This window comes from Flavobacterium sp. P3_A6 (assembly GCF_056403035.1).
Map to the genome: position 1 here is coordinate 20,894 of NZ_JBFUGG010000001.1, position 23,053 is coordinate 43,946.

Here is a 23,053-nt window from a genome sequence, read left to right on the forward strand (position 1 = left end):
TACTTATTTATGAAAGAATTTTCAAAATTTTTATTGTTTGTTGCTTTTGTATCAAATGTCTCTTTTGGACAGCAATCAGCAGCTAAGCATACAGTTTTAAAAGGCGAAACAATCTCCCAAATCGCTCAAAACTACAAAACTACACCTTCTGAAATTTACAGATTAAATCCAGAAGCTCAAAACGGAATTTCAGAAAACCAAATACTGAATGTTCCTGAATTACTTCCTCAAACCTCAAATTCGGTTACTCATACTGTTGCTCCAAAAGAAACATTGTTTGGATTGGCTGCAAAGTATAATGTTAAAGCAGAAGCTATTCAAAATGCAAACGCGGCAGCTTTAGCTAATGGACTGCAGGTTGGTCAGCAGCTGATTATTCCGCAGGATTCTAAAACAGAAACTGTATCCTCAAAAAACACTCATTTAGTACAGCCAAAAGAATCATTATTCAGCATTGCGAGACTTTACAATGTATCTGTTGAAGATTTGGATAAAGCTAATACAGTTCTTTTGAAAAACGGACTGCAGATCGGACAGGAAATTACCATTCCAAATAAAAAGAAAACACTTGACGGAAGAGTACGAGTTATCAATGCTGAAACCGTTTTTTATGTGGTAAAAGCTAAAGAAACTAAATATTCTATAGCTAAGCAGTTTGGAATCACTGTAGAACAATTGGAATCTCAAAATCCAGAAATCGTTAATGGTTTGACTGAAGGAAATAAGTTAGCAATTAACGTTAAGGAAGTGAAACCTTCCAATGAAAATGAAGAACTTATGCTTGCTTTGGCAGAAAAGCAAGTGGTGGTTGAGAAATCTAAAGCGAAGGAAAAAGAAATCAGCAGCCTAAAAGATAAACTAGAATTACAGCAGGAAATCAATCAAAGAGTAGTTAAGGTTAATGGTCTTTTGGTGGATTTGAAAGAAATTGATAGTAAAAAAGAAAGTTCTGCTGAAAAATTGAGATTGGTTCTAGAAGCAAATAAAAATATACAGGAAATTCTTTTGGTAAAATTAGATTCTTTGGTTAGTACGATGAGTAAAGATTTATCGGTACTAAAAAAGACAGAATTAGTAGATCTTGATGAGTCAGTTCGTTTGCAAAAAATTTCAAATGAAAATATTCAGAAAACTAATGAATTATCACAGCAGCTCAAAAAACAATTGGCTGATAACAGAAAAGTGTATACAGGCTTAATGGACAAAGCAGAACGTATTGCAGTTGAAGAAAACCAGCAGTACAAGAAAAGTATTCGAGAAAACAGTAAGACACAGCCAGCTACTGCAAAAGCTGTAAAATTGACTCCTTCGGAATTAAAAACTATGGAAATGCAACAGCGTGTTCGTGATTTAAACAATATAAAACTGATTACAAAACTGGATTCTTTGAATAATGAAAGTAAAGCCGAATTGAGGCTGCATATCAGTAAAGCGAGTTTTTATAGCAAGCAAGCAAGAGCGTTTGATGATAATTTGGCCAAATTAAAAAATCAAAGCTATCAGAATAAAGCATCCGAAGCTCAAGCAAAAACTAAAACAGCAGTAGTTTCAAAAACGCTTACATTGGAACAGGTGAAAAAAGAATTGGCCAAACAGCCAGCTAAAGTTAAGGCAGTCAAAATTGAAAAAGTAGAAGGCGTGAAGGATTTGAAAGCTGGTTATTATGTTGTGTTAGGAAACTTTCAGGATGCGAAGCAAAGAGATGCTTTTATCAAGAAACTGTCAGATTCCGGTTCTTTAGAAAGTAATTTCTTTTATAATATAAATTTACTTTCCTATTATGTGTATTCAAAAATAGCAGCAACTAAAGAAGAGGCTCAATACGAGTGTATTCAAAAGCTGGGGAAACCGCTTTTTGAAAAAATGTTTATTGCAAATGTAGTTTCTGAGTAATTCAATTAAAGAATAAATTAACAATCTTTAGAGGAAGTATCTGTTATAAAGACAGTATTTTTACTAAAATTAATAAATGCCCCTATCTATTATGAACTATTTTTTTGTAACAATTTGCACAATATTTTTTTCGCTGACTTCAATTGCGGCGCAGGAAAAGATTGATAAGTACATCGTTGGTAAGGGAGAAACAGTAAATCAGATTGCTAAAAAATTTAATGTTACTCCTTACGATATTTATAAGCTCAATCCTGATGCGCAAAAAGGATTGAAACCCAATAGTGTTTTACTGATTCCAAAAGCTAAAGGGAAAATTACTGAACAGCCAGTGAAACCAGCAGCTAAGCAACAGCCAAAAACTCATGAAGTATTGGCAAAGGAAACATTATTTGGTATTGAAAAAAAATACGATGTAACTGATGTAGATTTGAAAAAAGCGAATCCGGATCTTGAAAAAAATGGTCTTCAGGTAGGTCAAATCTTGAATATTCCTTCCAAAAACAGCCAAAAAGCAAATGTTGCTGTTAAGAGTGCTGTAATTTATCATACGGTATTGCCAAAAGAAACCAAATTTTCAATAGCTAAGAAATATGATATAACTGTTGCAGAATTAGAACAAAAAAATCCTGAGATTGTAACTAATTTAACAGTAGGGTATGAGTTGTTGATAAAAGGAAGCAGACCAAAAGCTGTGCCTAAAACCGCTGTTACAGAAACTAAACCAGCTCCGGTAAAACCAATGCCAGTTGTCAAATCAGAGCCCGTGAGCTATATTGATTACACTGTAAAAGCCAAAGAAACTTTCTATAGTTTGTCTAAACAGTATGGGCTGACACAACAGCAGTTAGTCGAATTGAATCCAGCTTTATCGAGTGGTGTTCAAGAAGGAATGGTTTTGAAAGTGCCGTCAAAATCAAACCAGATTGCATCTAATTCTGCGAAACAAAATGTTGTCCTGACTAAGAAAAACAGTAACGATAGAAAGACTTTAGTATTATTGTTTCCCTTTAATATTGCCAAAAATGGAGGAGATACCATTGCTTCTACTGTTAGCAGGCTGAACAATGACAAATTTCTGAATATGACTTTGGATTTTTATTCGGGGGCATTGATGGCGATTGATTCTGCTAAACAAGTTGGCATTTCCATGGATGTTAAGATTTTTGATTCGAATGAAACAAAAACAACTTCAAGCGCAGCAACTGTTTTTGCCAATAATGACCTTGCAAGTGCCGATGCAGTTGTAGGGCCGTTTTATCAGAGTAATGTAGAAAAAATGGCAAATTTGCTTGGTCAGAGTAATGTGCCGGTTATTTCTCCACTTTCAAAAGATGCGGGTAATCCAACTCCAAATTTATATCAGTCAATTGTTCCTGTTACTGTTTTGAAATCGGTTATGTTTGATTTTATGAATGCAAAGCAAGGAAACATAATTGCTGTGATTGACAAGAAAAGAGAAACCATCAGAAAATACATTTTAGAAAATCAAAAACAAGTAAAAATAGCTCCGTTGTCGGAAACTGGTGGTTTAAATGTTGAAGGTTTTAAAAGCCAGCTGGTCAAAGACAGAATGAATTATGTTATTCTAGAGACTGGTAATACAGGCATGATAAAATATACGATAAATGCTATGGTCAGTGTTATGGCTGCTTATCAGGTGCAGCTGGTTATTCTGGAGCCTAATGAAACTTTGGATACCGATGAAATCAGTTTCGAAGATTTAACCAAGCTGCATTTGATGTATCCTTCTGCAACCCGCGAAAACAATTCTCCCGAAGCTCAAATGTTCATGCAGAGCTATAGAAAAAAGAATAAAGTGAATCCAAGCACCTTTGCTATTCGCGGTTTTGATATTACTTTTGATACTATGATGCGTTTGTCACAAGGCAAAACTTATCAGGAAACTGCCGAAACAATGATTACAGAGCAAGTAGAAAGCAAGTTTGAGTATCACAAAAAAGAAGAAGGCGGTTATGTCAATAAAGGGGTTTATATCTTGTATTACGACACTGATTTGACCGTTAAAGAAGCGAAATAAAAGTGTTCAGTATTCAGTTTTTTAGTATTCAGTTTAATTACAGATAATTTATAATTCAAAAAAAAAATGACTTCAAAAGTAACTTATTTAGGGGATTTAAGAACTTCCTCAATTCATATACAATCTGGGAGTGAAATCCTTTCAGATGCTCCAGTTGATAATAACGGAAAAGGAGAAGCTTTCTCTCCAACGGATTCGGTTGCCAATGCTTTGGCTACCTGCATGATGACAATTATGGGAATCAAAGCAAGGGATTTGAATATTGATTTTAAAGGTTCAACTGCAGCGGTTACTAAAATCATGAATGCCGAACCAAGACGAATCGGCGCTATCGAAATTGTTTTTGAGATGACAGGAGTTTCCGAAGAAAAAGACAAAACGATTCTGGAAAGAGCCGCAATGACTTGTCCTGTTTTCTTGAGTCTGAATACGGATATTGAGAAAAGGATTAGTTTTAATTGGAAGTAAAATATTTAGAAGAAATTAATAAATTCAATGAAAAGAAGCTCTATTATTGAGCTTCTTTTACTTTTTAAAATGGATCAAAACCAAAAACAGCTCATAAAACTAGCGCACACCAAAATGCCTTTTGGCAAATATGAAGGCTGGTATCTTATCGATATTCCGGAGTATTACATTGTCTGGTACAGCAATAAAGGTTTTCCAAAAGGTGAACTGGGCGAACAGCTGAAATTAATTTATGAGTTAAAACTCAACGGACTCGAAGAATTAATTCGGAACATAAAAAAGAAGTACCCAAAACCTTAATTGGAATGTTAATTTATTAGAATTTTGATAGTTAAATTAAAGTTGTTTGCTAATTAGCCAATAATTATGCAAGTCTAAAAATCTAATATTGGAACGCTCTAGTATTCCAATTAAATTTGTACTTTTGCCACGTTTTTTACACAACTACAATACAAACAACAACAGATGAATCAAACGAAATATATTTTTGTTACAGGTGGTGTGACTTCTTCTTTAGGAAAAGGAATTATAGCGGCATCTTTGGCAAAATTGTTACAGGCAAGAGGATATAGGACAACAATCCAAAAATTTGATCCGTATATCAATGTGGATCCAGGAACCTTAAATCCTTATGAACACGGGGAATGCTATGTAACAGATGATGGTGCAGAAACAGATTTAGATTTAGGGCATTATGAGCGTTTCTTGAATGTTCCTACTTCTCAAGCGAACAATGTAACTACAGGAAGAATTTATCTTTCGGTAATTGAAAAAGAACGCAGAGGGGAATTCTTGGGTAAAACGGTTCAGGTTGTGCCTCATATTACTAACGAGATTAAGGAAAGAATGCAGCTGCTTGGCAAATCAGGCGATTTTGATATTGTCATTACCGAAATCGGCGGGACTGTCGGGGATATTGAATCTTTGCCTTACATTGAGTCAGTGCGTCAGTTGGTGTGGGATTTAGGAGAAAACAATGCAATCGTTATTCATTTAACGTTGGTTCCTTATTTGGCTGCAGCTGGAGAATTAAAAACTAAACCAACACAGCATTCCGTAAAAACCTTGATGGAAAGCGGTATCAAAGCCGATATTTTAGTTTGCAGAACTGAACACGAAATTTCGGATGAAATCCGCAATAAATTGGCATTATTTTGTAATGTAAAAAGAGAAGCAGTTATTCAGTCAATCGATGCTTCTACAATATATGAAGTGCCAAATTTGATGCTGGAAGAAGGACTGGATGTTGTTGCTTTGAAAAAATTGGATTTACCTAAAAAAGCAGCTCCGGATTTAAAAAACTGGAATACTTTTTTACGCAGACTGAAATTTCCAAAACATACCGTAAATATTGGTTTGATTGGAAAGTATGTCGAAATGCAGGATTGTTACAAATCAATTCTGGAGGCTTTCATTCATGCAGGTGCTGCTAATGAAACCAAAGTAAATGTTATTTCTATTCATTCAGAATTTATAGATTCAGAGAATATTACGGAGAAATTAGGAGGTTTGGATGCAATCCTTGTTGCTCCAGGTTTTGGAGAAAGAGGAATCGAAGGAAAAATCGAAACTATTCGTTATGCAAGAGAAAATAAAGTTCCGTTTTTTGGAATCTGTTTAGGTATGCAAATGGCGATTATCGAATATTCCAGAAATATATTAGGATTGGCAGATGCGAATTCTACTGAAATGAACGATAAGACCAAAAACCCTGTAGTGAACTTGATGGAAGATCAAAAAAACGTTACAGACAAAGGAGGGACAATGCGTCTTGGAGCTTGGAAATGTGATATCACACCAGATTCATTAGCATATAAAATCTACGGTAAAACGTCTATTTCAGAGCGTCACCGTCACCGTTACGAATACAATAGTCAATATGTGGATCAGCTGCAAAAAGCAGGATTGATATCATCAGGTGTAAATCCAGATACAGGTCTTGTAGAGATTGTTGAATTAGCGGATCATCCTTTCTTTATTGGCGTGCAGTACCATCCGGAGTATAAAAGTACGGTTGCAAACCCACATCCTGTTTTTGTGAGTTTTGTAGCGGCGGCTGTTAAGGGAAAAAAGAAATAAGAGTTAAGAATGATTTTTGTCAAAATGTAACATTAAAGATGTTTTGATGACTAACGGAATCAGTTTCTAATTCATCAAATTAGGAAGACAAAAAACAACAATAAATAAAAATGGAAGAAAAAAAATTAGACCTTAACTCGATTATAGGTATGTTATTAATCGTTGGTATATTCTTTTGGATGATGTACCAAAACAAACCTTCAGAGGCGCAACTTGCTGCGGAAAAGGCTAAAAAAGAATTGGTTGCAAAAGAAGCTCAAGCTAAGGCTGCTTCGGCTAAACAAATTGTGGCTCCTGCAGCAGCTGTTGTTGCCGGAGATTCTACACAATTGGCACAATTGCAAAAAACATTGGGAGGTTTTGCTTATTCAGCAACTTTGTCTTCTGCAAAAAATGATATTACAACAATCGAAAATGATTATGTATTATTAAAAATTGCAAACAAAGGCGGTTACATAGTTGAAGCTACTTTGAAGAATTTTGAAAAATTCAAGAAAAAATCCGGACAGTTGGTTTCTTTGATTAAAGACAATAATGCCGATTTGAATATTCAGCTGCAGACAAATGACAATAGAGTTTTAAATACAAAAGATTTGTATTTTGAGCCAACATTGACTAAAGTTGGTGCTGATCAGATTCTTTCGATGAAATTGAAAGCTGGTGCCAATGAGTATTTAGAATACAAATACATTTTGAAACCAAAGGATTATATGGTTGGTTTTGATGTTCGCTCCCAAGGTTTGAATAAAGTTTTGAATACAGCAAAACCAATGGATTTGCAGTGGAACATGAAAACGTTTAGAACAGAGAAAAGTATCTCATACGAAAATCGCTATACTCTTTTGAATTATGAGCATGGTGATGAAAAATTCAGTAATGTTAATGATGGCAACAATAAAGAAGAGTCACTGGAGAAAGTAAGTTATGTAGCTTTTAAACAGCATTTTTTCTCTTCGATCTTATTGACGAACACTCCATTTGCAAAGGCAGATTTAAAGTCAAATAAATTGGTAGTTGACGAAAAGGTGGATACTATTTTTGTAAAGCAATTTAATGCCAAGATGCCATTAGCTTTTACTAATGGAGAGGTGGATTATAAAATGAACTGGTATTTTGGACCTTCAGATTATCAAACACTGAAATCATATGATAAACATTTAGAGAAAATTATTCCGTTGGGTTGGGGTATTTTTGGCTGGATTAATAAGTTTATTTTCATTCCGTTATTCGGATTTTTAACTGGGGGCATTTCTTATGGCATAGCGATTATCATTTTTACTATTCTTATAAAATTGGCAATGTCGCCTATTACGTATAAGTCATTCCTGTCTCAGGCGAAGATGAAAGTATTGCGTCCGGACATTACGGAATTGGGTGAAAAATACAAAAAAGACCCAATGAAAAAACAACAGGAAACAATGAAATTGTATTCTAAAGCAGGTGTTAATCCTATGGCGGGATGTATTCCGGCTTTGATTCAGATTCCGTTTATGTATGCCTCGTTTCAGTTTTTTCCATCGGCTTTTGAGTTGAGACAAAAAAGTTTCCTTTGGGCTGATGACTTGTCTTCATTTGACTCGGTTTATAAATTGCCTTTCCATGTTCCTTTATACGGTGACCATATCAGTTTGTTCCCAATTTTGGCGGCAATTGCGATTTTCTTTTACATGAAAATGACTTCTGGAGACCAGCAAATGGCTGCTCCTCAGCAGGAAGGAATGCCGGATATGGCCAAAATGATGAAATACATGATTTATATTTCACCAATTATGATGTTGATTTTCTTTAATAGTTATGGAGCTGGATTGAGTTTGTATAACTTTATTTCCAACTTGATCACTATCGGAATCATGTTTGTAATCAAAAATTATATTGTTGATTCAGATAAAATTCATGCTCAAATTCAAGAAAATAAGCTGAAAGAACCTAAAAAACCAGGTAAATTCCAGCAGCGTCTTCAAGAAGCTATGGATCAGGCTGAAGCTCAGAAAAAAGCAAAAAAATAAATAATATTTGAAAATACGGCAGAAGCTCCTAGTAAAATAGGAGCTTTTTGTTTTTTATAAAGAGTATTAATTTATAGTACTTGGTTTTGTACTTTTATGAAATAAACAGAAAATCATGCTATTAGCAGTGATTTAAAGTTATAGTATTGATTTTTAGATAATTTAATTAGAAATATATGTTAGCTATTTTTAGAATTTTAGTCTTTTTTTTATGTTGTCAAGCTGTTTTTTCTCAAACAGATACCAATCCTGTAGATGTAAATGGAAAGAAACATGGCGTTTGGAAAGGATTTTATGAAGAATCGGGGAGACCTAGATATGAGGGAACTTTTGAGCATGGAAAGGAAGTTGGTGTTTTTAATTTTTTTGATGATACAAAAGCAAAGTCAATTATAGCGACAAGAACTTTCAATGCAAAGGATAACTCATGTTATACCATTTTTTATGATCAGAATAAAAATATTGTGAGTGAGGGAAAAGAGGTAAATAAATTGCGTGAAGGCCAATGGAAATACTATCATAAGGCTTCAAAAACGATTATGACCTTGGAGAATTACAAAGGCGGAAAACTTGAAGGAACCCGAACAGTTTATTATCCGAATGGTAAAATTGTGGATGAAACCATTTATAAAAACGGATTAAAAGAAGGTGTTTATAAAAAATATTCTGAAAAAGGCATTGTCTTGGAAAACAGTTTTTTTAAAAATGGGGAATATGAAGGTGAGGCTATTTATAAAGACCCAAATGATCTTGTTATTGCAAAAGGGAAGTTCAAAAATGGCAAGAAAATAGGAAAGTGGCAGTTTTTTATAAATGGAAAATTGGACAGTGAAGAAAATATGGATAAGCCAAAAAAACCGCAGCTCAAAAGAGATAAAGTAAAAACAAATTAGTATTTGTGAGTTGCCGTCAGGATTGATTCTAATATTGGTTTGGCTTATAGCTGTATTGTTTTCATAAATCCGGATGTAATTATTACTAGGCATATTATTTGTACTTTTGCAAAAGCTTAAAAATTTAGAGCATTTAATTTTTTTAAAATGAAGAATCATAATTTTAGTTGGTCATAATTGCCAATAGATTATGTGATTTTGTTCCAATGTTTTTTTGGAAATAATATAATTCAGTATATGAAACGTGTAGTTGTAGGTCTTTCAGGTGGAGTCGATTCGAGTGTTGCTGCTTATTTATTGCAACAGCAGGGATATGAAGTAATAGGTCTTTTTATGAAGAATTGGCACGATGATTCGGTAACCATTTCTAATGAATGTCCTTGGCTGGAAGACAGTAACGATGCTTTATTGGTTGCTGAAAAATTAGGTATTCCTTTTCAAACTGTTGATTTAAGCGAACAGTATCAGGAAAAAATCGTTGACTATATGTTCAGCGAATACGAAAAAGGAAGAACTCCAAATCCAGACGTACTTTGTAACCGAGAAATAAAATTTGACGTTTTCATGAAAATCGCCTTAAGTCTTGGTGCCGATTATGTGGCTACAGGACATTATTGCCGAAAAAGTGAAATCGAAGTGAATGGTGAAAAGGTATACCAGCTTCTTGCCGGTGTTGATAACAATAAAGACCAATCTTATTTTCTATGTCAATTATCTCAGGAACAATTGTCTAAAGCGTTGTTTCCAATTGGGGAATTGACGAAGCCGGAAGTGCGTGAAATTGCGGCTGAAATGGAGCTGGTTACTGCAGAAAAGAAAGATTCTCAAGGATTGTGTTTTATCGGAAAAGTGCGTTTGCCTGAATTTTTGCAGCAAAAACTGCAGCCCAAAGAAGGAATGATTATTCAAATTGATAAAAATGATTCCATATATAATGATGAAGTGCAGAACGAATTGCCATTAGAGAAGCAATTGTTTTTTGCATCCAAGAAAAGACCTTATACTCCAACAATGGGCAAAGTCATGGGCAAACATCAGGGAGCGCATTATTTTACGGTAGGGCAAAGAAAAGGCTTGAATGTAGGAGGAACAACCGATCCGCTTTTTGTTATCGCTACCGATGTAGAAACCAATACTATTTATACCGGCTTATCAAGTACACACCCCGGGTTATTCAAAAGCGCTTTGTTTATTGAAAAATCTGAAGTGCATTGGATTCGGACAGATTTGGCTTTGGCCAATGGAGAAACGATGGATGTGATGGCTCGCATTCGCTACAGACAGCCTTTGCAAAAAGCAACTCTGCATCAATTTGAAAATGGCATGTATATTTCTTTTGAAGAACCGCAGTCTGCGATTACCGAAGGGCAGTTCGCAGCATGGTATCACAATGATGAGTTAATTGGTTCTGGGGTTATTTCTTAATTTTAGTTTAAAATTGTTGCAAAGCATGAAGAAAATAGTATTTTTTATTTTGTTTTTTTCCTGTTTTGCTGGGTTTTCTCAGGAAGATGCCTGGGTATATTTTAATGTCAAAAATAATTCACAATCTTATTTTGATAATCCGTTGCTGATGCTTTCTCAGAGAGCATTAGATAGACGTGCCAAACAAAGTATAGCTTTAGATTCCAAAGATGTTCCTATCGATAAAAGTTTTATCAATCAGGTAAAAGGGGTTTCTGGTGTTACAGTTTTGGCCAAATCCAAATGGCTGAATGCCTTACACGTTAGAGGTACGCAGACAGTGATTAATTCCTTGACATCATTTGCTTTTGTTGAGAAAGTTGATTTTGCTAATAAAACTCTCAATCCAACAGCAAGGATAGCTGTTATGGCCAAAACAAAATCTGTCAGTAAGATTTTGGAAACTCAGGTGAGTTTTGCTTATGGCGGTTCGGCAAACCAAATCCAAATGCTTCATGGCGATGTACTGCACCAACAAAATTACACGGGTTCTGGAAAAATAATTGCAATTATAGATGCTGGTTTTCCAGGCGTTAATACGGCTCAGCCATTTCAAAGACTCCGCGACAATAATCAAATATTGGGAGGTTATGATTTTGTCAATAGAAATGATTTTTTTTATACAGGAGATTCCCATGGCACGATGGTGCTTTCTTGTATGGGAGGATATAAAGAAAATGCTCTTGTAGGTACTGCACCAGATGCTTCGTATTATTTATTTAGAACAGAAGATGCTTCGAGTGAAAACCCTGTTGAGGAATCTTATTGGGTAGAGGCCAGCGAAAAAGCGGATAGTTTAGGAGTTGATGTTATAAATACCTCTTTGGGATATTTTGAGTTTGATAATGCGGGCTATAGTCATACTTATGCTGAGATGGATGGTAAAACGGCTTATATTACCCGTGGCGCCGAAATTGCTTTTTCCCGTGGAATGATAGTGGCAGTTTCTGCTGGGAATGAAGGAGATACTGCAAATCCTCATATTGATGCTCCTGCAGATGGAATTTCCGTACTCACAGTGGGAGCGGTGACTTCTGCAAAGACAGTGGCTAGTTTTAGCTCAATCGGACCTTCATTTGACGGCAGAATAAAACCTGATGTTATGGCGCAAGGCCAATCGGTTGTTTTGTCAGATTCGGCGGGGAATATCGGAACAGCAAACGGAACCTCTTTTTCAAGTCCGATCACGGCAGGACTGGTAGCATGCTTATGGCAAGCGTTTCCCAATAAAACGAATAAGGAAATTAAAGATTTGATTGTAAAATCAGCAGATAGATTTACTGCTCCAAATAATCAGTATGGATATGGAATTCCTGATTTCAGTTCAGCTTTGTCTAGCGGTTTAGGATTAAATGATTTTTCAAAAAAAGATTTTTTTTTATTTCCTAATCCAACCAGCGATTTGAGTGTTATTTCTTTTCCGGATAATTTTGATGCTGGAGTATTTCGGGTTTATTCTGTTCTTGGACAAAAATTACTCGAGCTGGCAATTACCAAAGCGCTTCCAGCTATTTCATTGAAAACATTAAACGCTGGGATGTATATTTATGTCATAAATTGGGAAGGCAATGTGTTTTCCGGCAAACTAATCAAGCAATAATTTTTATTTTATATATGAACAAAATTACAAGTCTTTTCAATATTAAATATCCAATCGTTCAAGGCGGAATGATTTGGAACAGCGGTTACAAATTAGCTAGTGCTGTTAGTAATGCAGGAGGATTAGGACTGATTGGATCTGGTTCGATGTATCCGGAAGTATTGAGAGAACATATTCAGAAATGTAAAATAGCAACAACTAAGCCTTTTGGGGTAAATGTGCCATTGTTGTATCCTAATATCGAAGAGATAATGAAGATTATTGTAGATGAAGAGGTTAAGATTGTTTTTACATCAGCTGGGAATCCTAAAAGCTGGACTTCATTTCTTAAGGAGAACGGAATAAAGGTTGTTCATGTAGTAAGCAGTTCTGTTTTTGCTTTAAAAGCGGAAGATGCAGGTGCTGATGCAGTTGTTGCCGAAGGGTTTGAAGCGGGTGGGCATAATGGCAGAGAAGAAACTACGACGCTTACTTTGATTCCGATGGTGAAAGATAAAATTTCGATTCCGTTAATTGCTGCAGGCGGAATTGCCACTGGGCGCGGAATGCTTGCAGCTATGGCTCTTGGTGCAGATGGAGTACAGGTTGGGAGCCGATTTGCCGCTTCATTAGAGTCATCTTCACATGAAAAATTTAAGCAGACTATTATTGAGCTTCAAGAAGGAGGAACACAATTGACGCTGAAAGAATTGGCGCCTGTTCGTTTAATCAAAAATAAATTTTACCAAGACATACAGCAGTTGTATGATAAATGCCCTAGCAAAGAAGAATTGATGGCTTTATTGGGAAGAGCAAGAGCCAAGCGAGGTATGTTTGAGGGTGATTTAGAGGAAGGAGAACTGGAAATCGGACAAATTGCCGGGCTGATTAAAGGAATATTGCCAGCTAAAGAAATAATTGATATTATGATTGCTGAATTTGAACAGGCAAAACAAGAAGTAGTTCGGTTTGATTTTTAAAAAGCCTTATATTTGCTTTTCTATAAATTTTTAAATAATGATTAAGTTAAAAAATATTTTATTGCTGCTGTTTGTTTTTTTTGGTTTGAGCCAAGGATTTAGTCAGGCGTATAAATTCAAAACTACAGGCTTAAGTGTTTCTGTAAAAGGGACAAATGGTAAATTTGGGGATTGGAGCGAATTGAAACCCGTGGATATCGTAATCAATTTAGATACAAAAAAAAATAGAATCGTTATTTACTCTGAGGTAATTCAGTTGTTTGAAATCGTAGAATATTCTCCTACCGAAGAAAATAAAACGGATTTAGTTTATGGTTTTGTCTGTAAAGACAATAGTGGAGAAGACTGTACGCTTTCGTTCATTACCCGAAAAAACCAGCACAACAGACAACAGCTGTATGTTAAATATGAGGATAGAGTGCTGGCCTATAATATTGTCATTTTCGAATAGAATAGATTTTTTTCGGTTTTGATCTGATGGTTTAATCTTGAAATCAAGCTGTTTTTTTACTTCGTCAGTTTGTTTTTAATCCAATTTTAGAAATTAATATTGAGTTTGGTAAATGTTAAGACCATTTAATTTCTTGATTTAAGTGAGCGTGAGGGATAGCAGGAAGCTACCGAAGTAGCCCGAATAGCCCGACCTCATTAGGGAAGGAGGCCAAATGACTGCAAAATATGCAGGCCTCTTTCCCTAATGGGGTCACGCCCAGATTATTTTTGAGAATTTAATAATTTATAGTTAAGAATAGATTATTTTATTGCCTTATGTTTTTTGTTTTGGGCTATTTGTACAAGATAAAGTGTATTTTTGTTTTTTATATAAATTGTATCTATGAGAAAATTTGTTTTGTTTTTAGTAAGTGTTTTTGCTATCCAGAGTCAAGCACAACAGCGTCCTAAATTGGTTGTTGGTATTGTTGTTGATCAAATGAAAATGGAATATCTGTATCGGTTTTCTGATGATTTTTCAGATAATGGCTTTAAAAGACTGATGAATAAAGGTTTTACTTTTTACAATATGAATTATAATTACGTGCCTACCTATACTGCGCCTGGGCATGCTTCTATCTACACGGGCACAACGCCTGCTGTTCACGGAATTATAGGGAATGACTGGTATGTTCGTTCGGCAGGAAAAAGTATGTATTGCACCGATGATGCGAGCGTTAAAACTTTGGTTGAAGGTACTGAAAAAGAAGGAGCAATGTCGCCAAAAAATCTTTTGAGCACTACAATTACTGATGAGCTGCGAATGGCAACAAACTTTAGCGGTAAAGTTATTGGTTTGAGCATTAAGGACCGCGGAGCTATTTTACCAGCAGGGCATTTTGCCAATTGGGCATTTTGGTGCACTAAATCAGGGGCGTTTATTTCCAGCAGTTTTTATGGCAATAAAATGCCGGATTGGATAACTCAATTCAATGATGAAAAGAATTATATGAAATACATCAATAAAGGATGGAGTTTGTTAAAGCCAGCTGATGTCTATAACGAAAGTCTGCCTGATAATAATCCATATGAAGGGAGACTGGATAAATCTTTGCCTCCTGTTTTCCCTTATGATTTGAATAAAATTTATAAAGAATCAGGAATGGAGGTTTTGAAAACTACTCCGTTTGGAAATGATTTTTTGGCTGAATTAGCGATGAGAGCGATTGATAAAGAAGAGTTAGGTAAAGATAATATTACTGATTTCTTGGCGGTAAGCTTTTCATCAACAGATTATGTAGGTCATACTTTTGGGCCAAGATCTATGGAAATCCAAGATACTTATTTGCGCTTGGATCTAACTATTGCTGCGTTTTTGGACTATTTAGATAAAACTGTGGGTAAAGATAATTATTTGCTTTTCTTGACGGCTGATCATGCTGTTGCCGAAAATCCAATTTATTTGAAAGATCATAAATATAATGTCACCAATGTTCCTTCGAAGGATACCTATAATGCTTTGAATAAATTCTCGACAGACACTTTTGGAGTTAATTTAGTGTTGAATTATTCTAATTTTAATGTTTATTTAAACAAAGATCTTGTAAAAGAAAAAGGACTGGAACTGGCAAAGGTGAAGCAAAGCTTCAAAGACTTTTTGATGTCTCAAGATCATGTAAAAAGAGTATATACACAAGAAGAAATTTTGGGTGCGACAGGTCAGGATTATTATTTGAATTTTATTTTTAAAGGCTATGACCCTAAGCAAAATGGAGATCTGGTTGTTGTTCAGGGAGCGGGATATTTAGAGAGCATAGAAACAGGAACTACTCACGGAACACCTAATAGTTATGACACGAATGTGCCGTTGCTTTTTTACGGTTGGCACATTCCAAATGGAGAATCAAATAAAAAAGAATATATTACGGAAATAGCCCCGACTCTTTCTAAAATGCTGAGAATTACTACTCCAAACGGTTCAGAATCTGAAGTATTGGAAGAGTTGTTCGTTAAAAAATAGACTGTTTTTTTTTGCAGTAGCGAAATCCCCATTCATGCTAATGAACGGGGATTTTTTTTATTGGTCACAGTATCGGGTTTAAAACCCTGCAATTTATTGCAGTACTTTAGTAATGCGAAAAAATCTTTATCTTTAGTTTATGAGTACAGATATAAGAAAAGATTCGCACACAGTAAGCAGATTAACATGTCATGTTGTTTGGGTTACAAAATATAGATTTAAAGTTTTGAAAGGCGATGTTCAACAGCGTTGTCGTGAACTTTTGATACAGATTTGTGAAGCTGAAGGTATTGAAATTTTAAAAGGAGTTGTTAGTTCGGATCACGTTCACATGCATATAGAATATGCTCCAAAACATAATGTTAGTACAATTTTGAAAAATTTTAAAGGACGGACTTCAAGAAAATTACAAATTGAATTTCCTGAGTTGAAGAATCGTTATTGGGGACAGCATTTTTGGGCGAGTGGTTATGGAGTTTGGAGTACTGGAAATATCACAGATAAAATGGTAAATGAATATTTGGAGCATCATAGAAGAAAAGAGAGTGATGATAATTCAAATTTCATTCTCGAATGAAAGAAATTGAGGGACTTTCAGTCCCTCGTAAAACAAACCTCTGCACTTTCAGTGCAGAGTGGTTTAGTGGTCTATTTTTTGTTCTACTGCGATATTTTAATTGAAACTGTTAATTTGGAATGTTGCACGTTTGTCCATTACCCAAGATGAAATAATGAGGGATTGGAAAATGCTCTTAAGCTGTTTTGTGGAGTACTTTAAATTCTATGCAGACAGTATTTTTATGTGCCAAAAAAATCAAAAGAAACTTTTAAGACTGTGAGATTTTGGGTAAAATGTATGGCGGAATGAAGAATCAGGATTTAAAAGTGATTTATGCCAATTTGAAAGCGATTAATCTTAGTTATTGATTAAAAAAAATCCCGTTTCGTTTAGGCGAGACGGGATTTTTTATTTGTATTAGACGGTTGCTGCCACTTCTGTAGGCAACGGAATTTGATTTTGAAGTAAGTCTTCAAATTTTTCATGAGCTCTTATTAAATGTCCTTGCCCATTCATCCATAAAACCTCCGCTGGTTTGTATCTGGAATTGTAATTAGAAGACATAGAGAAGCAATAAGCTCCGGCATTACGGAAAGATAAAATATCTCCTTCTTTTATTTCAGAGATTCTTCTATTGGTTGCAAAAGTATCAGTTTCACAAATGTACCCTACTACAGAATAAAAACGCTCTTTTCCTTTTGGATTCGATATGTTTTCAATAAAGTGCTGTGAGCCATAAAGCATTGGCCGAATCAAATGATTGAAACCGCTGTCGATACCTGCAAATACAGTTGAAGTGGTTTGTTTTACCACATTTACTTTGGCTAAAAAGAAACCAGCTTCACTTACCAAAAATTTACCAGGTTCAAATATTAAAGTCAGATCTTTTCCGTACTCTGCACAGAAAGCATTGAATCTTTTTGAAAGTTTTTTACCTAATTCGTCAATGTCAGTTGCGATATCGTCCTTTTTGTATGGAACTTTAAATCCGCTTCCGAAATCTAAAAATTCTAAGTTTTTAAAGTTTTTGGCAGCATCGAATAAAATTTCGGCTGCGTATAAAAACACTTCAATATCTAATATGTCAGAACCTGTGTGCATGTGAATACCTACGATGTTCATATTGGTATTCTCAACTATACGTACTAAATGTGGCAACTGATGTACCGAAATACCAAATTTACTGTCGATATGCCCTACCGAAATGTTAGCGTTTCCGCCTGCCATTACGTGTGGGTTAATACGGATACAAACGGGTACGTGCGGGTGTTTTGCTCCGAATTGCTCTAATATCGATAAGTTATCAATGTTGATTTGTACACCCAATGCGTGTACTTCTTCAATTTCTTCTAAGGAAACACCGTTTGGCGTGTAAAATATTTTTTCTGGAGCATAACCAGCATGTAATCCTAATAATACTTCTTGTATAGAAACTGTATCCAATCCAGATCCCATATCTCTCAATAATTGTAGTATAGCAACATTGGATAATGCTTTCATCGCATAATTGATGCGTAAATTAGGTACTTTAGAAAAAGCCTTTGTTAACCGATTATACTGGGATTGTATTTTCTCTGCATCATACACATAAAGTGGACTTCCAAATTGTTCAGCTAATTGTAGTAAATCGTTTGCTTGCATCTTTGTTTTATTAATTTTTTACAAATTTATTATTCTTTAATATTACGACCAAACAAATTGATACTATTTAACAAAATATAACAAAATGTTTTATATTGAACAAATAGTTCTTGTTTGTGAATTTTTTTAACTTTTTTGGATTTGTCAAAATTTGTATTAGATGTCTAAAGAATGGGAATTCTAAAAGGTTTAATGAATAAATCGTTAACATTTTTTTTGTCGAATAATTAAATTTTTAACGAATTGAAATTTTGATCTGGCCTAAAAAATAAATCCCTTGATAAAAGTTGATATCAAGGGATTTTTAATTTAATGTCTCATCCTGAAAAAAGTTGACTATAATACCTTTTAGAAATATAAAACAATTCCATTTTCTATCTCCGTCTCCTTTGGAGAGGATTGGGGTGAGGAAAAACAAAAAAACTATTTTATATTTCTAAATGGTATAAAAAACAGACTTAAACCTTAATAATTAAGAACTGCAGCTTAGCATAGAACAGCCAACCTTATCCCTAGCCCAATCAGGTCTTTTGGCAAACCATTTTTGGCTCTCCGGCTGTTCACCATAAGGTTTTTTTAGTAATTCAAACAATTCATTCAATAACGAATAGTCTCCCTTATTGGCATCATCAATACACAATTGTGCCATATAATTCCGCAATACATATTTAGGATTTACAATATTCATTTGCTCTTTTCTTTCAGCATCCGTCTGTGCTTCTTCATTGATTCGGGTTTTATAATATTCAAGCCAAGTGTGCCAATTATTCAAAATAGATTCTGTTAAATCTTTTTCTTTATAAAAAGCTTCTTTTATTTTTTCGAATGAAGCTTCAGCTGAATCCGATTTCTGAACACTGCTTAAGTTTCTGAAGAAAATAGTCATATCAGTTTCTGCCAATTGAAGCAGTTCAGTCAGGCTTTCAATTAAAATAGCATCTTCATCTTTCATTATTTTAATGCCAAGTTTATTCCGCATCATATTCAGATATTCTTTTTGATAATCACTGCCAAAAGCATTCAAAATAGTTTCAAGCGGCTTGGCATCATTAATTAGGGGATACAAAGCATTCGCAAATTGGTATAAATTCCACAAAGCAATATCGGGCTGATTACCGAATCGGTATCTTTTATACTGTCTGTCAGTTGTATTGGGAGTCCAATTTGGGTCGTAATTTTCTAGCCATCCATAAGGTCCATAATCTATCGTGATTCCGTGAATCGACATATTATCGGTATTCATAACGCCATGAACAAAACCAACACGTTGCCAATTCACTATCATATCCAAAGTAGTTTTGGATACCGCCTGAAAAAAAGAAAGATATTTTTCTATTCCATCGCTTTTAATCTCTGGAAAATGATGTTTGATAGTATAATCCGCCAGTAATTTAAGCGTAGTTAGATCATTTCTTGAAGCAAATAATTCAAAGTTCCCAAAACGAATAAACGACGGTGCCACTCTGCACACGATAGCACCTTTCTCATAAGCAGGATTTCCATTATACAATATATCCCGCATCACTTCATCCCCCGAAAGCATTAGAGAAAGCGAACGGGTTGTTGGGACACCCAAATAATGCATCGCTTCGGCACACAAATGCTCTCGAATCGAAGAGCGCAATACTGCAAAACCATCGGCTGTACGGGAATAAGGCGTAGGCCCCGCTCCTTTCAGCTGCAATGTGTACGAGCGGCCATTGTGCACTACTTCGGTAAGGTTAATAGCACGGCCATCTCCCAATTGCCCGGCCCAATTTCCAAACTGGTGTCCGGCATAACTCAAAGCATAAGGCTTTGTCTCTGGATAAACGGTATTTCCCGAAAAAACATTCAAAAAATCATCCTCCACTATATCTTCTTGAGACAATCCTAACAAATTAGCCACTTCTGCCGAAGCATGAATCAAAGAAGGGTTTGAAGGTTTCTTTGGTTCAACATACGAAAAACATGCTTTCTCCACTTGTCTCGGAATATTGATTTCACTTGGATCGGCTGGCAATTCGGTAATAAAATTATTTTGAATATGAAGTTTCATTTGTTGCTAAATTAATATTATGCAAAGATATTCCATCCCTAACACATAATTGGATCCTTACGATAACTTTATTTTATACGCAAAATCAATATGCTTATAAATTAGAAAAACAAAAAACAATATTTATAAAATGCAATGAGCAGATAATTTTGAAGATTTCAAATTATTAATTTAGTTTTGCTAAAAAACACATGAAATCATTTGATGTAGCTATTATTGGCAGTGGGCCCGCAGGTGCTTCAGCAGCTTTTGAATTATCCAAATCAGGAATTTCAACAGTAATTATTGAAAAGGAAACCTTGCCAAGATATAAAACTTGTGGCGGAGGGCTTGTTTTTAGAGGTCTAAAAATGATGCCGTTTGATATTTCATCTGTAGTTGAAAAAAAGTTTTATTCAATGGATATTTACTTTTCCAAAAAATATCCCCGTATAACTACCAAAAGAGAAGAACCTATTGTCAGCATGGTGATGCGTGATACTTTTGATAATTTAATTGTAGAAAAAGCCAAAGATAACGGAGTTACCTTACTGCAGAATCATAAAGTATTAGATATTACATTTGGAGAGATTCAAACGATTCATACTACTGAAGGAGATGTTACCGCTAAATTTATTATAGCAGCGGATGGAGCATTAAGCCCAACAGCAAAAATAGTCGGCTGGAAAGAAACGAGAACAATAATTCCGGCATTGGAATATGAAGTGGAAGTTCCGGCAGCTGATTTTGAACGATTGTCTCAAGATGCCCGTTTTGATATTGATGCTATCCCTTATGGATATGGATGGTGTTTCCCTAAAAAAAATCATCTTTCGATTGGGATTGCAACTATTATCAAGACCAATAAAAAAATCAATCTCAAACAGTATTATGCAGACTATTTAAAAACACTGGGAATTACTGAGATTCTAAATGAGGAAGGACACGGTTTTGTCATTCCGGTAACACCAAGAACAGATTCTTTTGTACAAAAAAATGTTTTTTTAACCGGAGATGCAGCAGGTTTTGCTGATCCATTAGTAGCCGAAGGTATTTCTAATTCCATTTTGAGCGGTGTGCTGGCTGCAAAAGCAATTATGGAAAGTAATTTAAATTCAGAAAAAGCTGCTTCTTTATACATTGAAAAATTAGAAGCTACGATTTTGCCTGAACTAGAAAAAGCCGGGGTGTTGGCATATCATTTCTATCATAAAAAAAACTTCAGAAATATTATTTTAAAAAATTACGGGCAGTATACCGCCGAAGCTATGACTGATTTGTTTATGGGAGAAAGAACGTATCCTAAAGATTACGCAGCAAGTATCAGTAAAAAAATCAAAGAAGCTATTTTTAAAAAATAGTCTTGAACTTAACTCTTTTGAATTAAAAATAAAAAATCCTGAGCTTTCACTCAGGATTTTCAGTATTTAAGTTTTCCTTATCTAATTAAGAAAGTGCAGCTTGTACTTGATCAGCAGCCTCTTGAAATTGTACTGCAGATAAAATTGGCATTCCGGAATTATCGATTAGTTCTTTTGCAATTTCAGCATTTGTACCTTGCAAACGAACAATGATTGGCACTTTAATAGCATCACCCATATTTTTGTATGCATCAACAACACCTTGAGCAACACGGTCACAACGAACGATTCCTCCAAAAATGTTAATCAAAATTGCTTTTACGTTTTGATCTTTTAAGATAATACGGAAAGCAGTTTCAACACGTTTTGCATCAGCAGTTCCACCTACGTCAAGGAAGTTTGCAGGCTCAAAACCAGCATACTTAATTAAATCCATAGTTGCCATTGCAAGACCTGCTCCGTTTACCATACAACCTACAGTTCCGTCAAGATCTACATAGTTTAATCCTACTTCTTTAGCTTCAACCTCGATTGGATTTTCCTCACGAATATCGCGCATATCTGCATATTTCTTTTGTCTGTATAAAGCATTATCATCAATATTTACTTTAGCGTCAACAGCCAAAATTTTATCATCCGAAGTTTTCAAAACCGGATTGATTTCAAACATAGAAGCATCAGAACCAATATAAGCATTATATAATGAGTCGATGAATTTCACCATTTCTTTGAAAGCATTTCCAGAAAGACCTAAATTGAAAGCAATTCTTCTTGCTTGGAAGCCTTGTAATCCAACAGCTGGATCAATTTCTTCTGTGAAAATTAAGTGCGGTGTGTGTTCAGCCACTTCTTCGATATCCATTCCGCCTTCAGTAGAATACATAATCATATTACGTCCTGTACCTCTATTTAAAAGAACAGAAACATAAAACTCAGAAGTTTCACTTTCACCTGGATAATAAACATCCTCAGCAATCAAAACTTTGTGCACTTTTTTACCTTCAGCAGAAGTTTGAGGTGTGATTAATTGCATTCCGATTATTTCTTCTGCAATTCCTTCCACTTTGTCAATTCCTTTGGCAAGCTTAACTCCACCGCCTTTTCCACGTCCACCTGCGTGAATTTGGGCTTTTACTACATACCAACTTGTACCCGTTTCGGCAGTTAATTGTTTGGCAGCTGCTACAGCTTCTACTGGGCTATTAGCTACAATTCCGCGTTGAATGCGGACACCATAGCTAGCTAAAATCTCTTTTCCTTGATATTCGTGTATGTTCATAATATAGAATTTGTCTGGATTCTGAATTTATTTCAGAATAAAAGTGGCACAAAAATAGCAAAATTTAATTTAATTGAAATTTTTTTTAGTTATATATCCAACATAAAGCAGAAAAAAAATTAAAGGTAGCAATCCATTTGAAAAAGAATAGAAAATTTAAAAATAATCAAGTATTTTGTTAAAATAATCATCCAAAAAAAGTATAATCCTATATTTATTACAAAAAGAGACTCTTTTAAAAAATTAGAAAAATATTTTTTGCTGATATGTCAATTCAAAAGTAAAAAATCAACATTATTATCAATTATACATTCCTTTTTTAATTTTATAGCAAAAATGAAACC

At 34.8% G+C, this 23,053-nt stretch carries 17 protein-coding genes; 14 read left to right on the top strand and 3 right to left on the bottom strand.

Annotated elements, in window-relative coordinates:
• The first annotated feature begins 9 nt into the window (after window positions 1–9).
• From AC1DVP_RS00095 to tnpA, 13 genes are all read left to right on the top strand, one after another.
• Complete coding sequence (locus tag AC1DVP_RS00095; protein ID WP_477181515.1) at window positions 10–1,893, top strand: LysM peptidoglycan-binding domain-containing protein; 1,884 nt, start codon at window positions 10–12, stop codon at window positions 1,891–1,893.
• 91 nt (window positions 1,894–1,984) lie between these two features.
• Window positions 1,985–3,931: a LysM peptidoglycan-binding domain-containing protein gene (locus tag AC1DVP_RS00100; RefSeq protein WP_477181516.1), complete on the top strand. Its 1,947-nt coding sequence runs from the start codon at window positions 1,985–1,987 to the stop codon at window positions 3,929–3,931.
• Between the two features lie 66 nt (window positions 3,932–3,997).
• Window positions 3,998–4,399 carry an OsmC family protein gene (locus AC1DVP_RS00105; protein ID WP_477181517.1) on the top strand — a complete coding sequence of 134 codons (402 nt, stop codon included), beginning with the start codon at window positions 3,998–4,000 and terminating at the stop codon, window positions 4,397–4,399.
• A 69-nt stretch (window positions 4,400–4,468) separates the two neighbouring features.
• Window positions 4,469–4,699, top strand: a complete 231-nt coding sequence (locus AC1DVP_RS00110) for a DUF3820 family protein (protein WP_477181864.1) — start codon at window positions 4,469–4,471, stop codon at window positions 4,697–4,699.
• Between the two features lie 165 nt (window positions 4,700–4,864).
• Window positions 4,865–6,478 (top strand): CTP synthase, encoded by a 1,614-nt coding sequence (locus AC1DVP_RS00115; protein ID WP_477181518.1) that lies wholly within the window; start codon window positions 4,865–4,867, stop codon window positions 6,476–6,478.
• A gap of 110 nt (window positions 6,479–6,588) precedes the next feature.
• Window positions 6,589–8,484 carry a membrane protein insertase YidC gene (yidC, locus tag AC1DVP_RS00120; RefSeq protein ID WP_477181519.1) on the top strand — a complete coding sequence of 632 codons (1,896 nt, stop codon included), beginning with the start codon at window positions 6,589–6,591 and terminating at the stop codon, window positions 8,482–8,484.
• 176 nt (window positions 8,485–8,660) lie between these two features.
• Entirely contained in the window at window positions 8,661–9,377 is a 717-nt protein-coding gene (locus tag AC1DVP_RS00125; RefSeq protein WP_477181520.1) for a toxin-antitoxin system YwqK family antitoxin, read from the top strand.
• 237 nt (window positions 9,378–9,614) lie between these two features.
• Window positions 9,615–10,802: a tRNA 2-thiouridine(34) synthase MnmA gene (gene mnmA / locus AC1DVP_RS00130; RefSeq protein WP_477181521.1), complete on the top strand. Its 1,188-nt coding sequence runs from the start codon at window positions 9,615–9,617 to the stop codon at window positions 10,800–10,802.
• Between the two features lie 25 nt (window positions 10,803–10,827).
• A complete protein-coding gene (locus tag AC1DVP_RS00135) occupies window positions 10,828–12,441 on the top strand; it encodes a S8 family serine peptidase (RefSeq protein WP_477181522.1) in 1,614 nt (537 codons plus the stop codon).
• A gap of 14 nt (window positions 12,442–12,455) precedes the next feature.
• A complete protein-coding gene (locus AC1DVP_RS00140; RefSeq protein ID WP_477181523.1) occupies window positions 12,456–13,400 on the top strand; it encodes an NAD(P)H-dependent flavin oxidoreductase in 945 nt (314 codons plus the stop codon).
• A gap of 37 nt (window positions 13,401–13,437) precedes the next feature.
• A complete protein-coding gene (locus AC1DVP_RS00145; protein WP_477181524.1) occupies window positions 13,438–13,851 on the top strand; it encodes a hypothetical protein in 414 nt (137 codons plus the stop codon).
• 384 nt (window positions 13,852–14,235) lie between these two features.
• Complete coding sequence (gene pafA, locus AC1DVP_RS00150) at window positions 14,236–15,852, top strand: alkaline phosphatase PafA (protein ID WP_477181525.1); 1,617 nt, start codon at window positions 14,236–14,238, stop codon at window positions 15,850–15,852.
• Between the two features lie 139 nt (window positions 15,853–15,991).
• Window positions 15,992–16,429, top strand: coding sequence for an IS200/IS605 family transposase (gene tnpA / locus AC1DVP_RS00155; protein ID WP_477181526.1), 438 nt, complete (start codon window positions 15,992–15,994; stop codon window positions 16,427–16,429).
• Between the two features lie 399 nt (window positions 16,430–16,828).
• On the opposite strand, the gene lysA is transcribed toward tnpA, so the two are convergent.
• Window positions 16,829–18,052 (bottom strand): diaminopimelate decarboxylase, encoded by a 1,224-nt coding sequence (lysA, locus tag AC1DVP_RS00160; protein ID WP_477181527.1) that lies wholly within the window; start codon window positions 18,050–18,052, stop codon window positions 16,829–16,831.
• A 472-nt stretch (window positions 18,053–18,524) separates the two neighbouring features.
• Window positions 18,525–20,090, bottom strand: coding sequence for a protein adenylyltransferase SelO (locus tag AC1DVP_RS00165; protein ID WP_477181528.1), 1,566 nt, complete (start codon window positions 20,088–20,090; stop codon window positions 18,525–18,527).
• Window positions 20,091–20,281: 191 nt separating this feature from the next.
• Here AC1DVP_RS00165 and AC1DVP_RS00170 point away from each other — a divergent pair, with 191 nt between their 5' ends.
• Window positions 20,282–21,430, top strand: coding sequence for a geranylgeranyl reductase family protein (locus AC1DVP_RS00170; protein ID WP_477181529.1), 1,149 nt, complete (start codon window positions 20,282–20,284; stop codon window positions 21,428–21,430).
• A gap of 85 nt (window positions 21,431–21,515) precedes the next feature.
• Here AC1DVP_RS00170 and sucC read toward each other — a convergent pair whose 3' ends face one another.
• Window positions 21,516–22,709: an ADP-forming succinate--CoA ligase subunit beta gene (sucC, locus tag AC1DVP_RS00175; RefSeq protein ID WP_477181530.1), complete on the bottom strand. Its 1,194-nt coding sequence runs from the start codon at window positions 22,707–22,709 to the stop codon at window positions 21,516–21,518.
• Window positions 22,710–23,053: the final 344 nt, after the last annotated feature.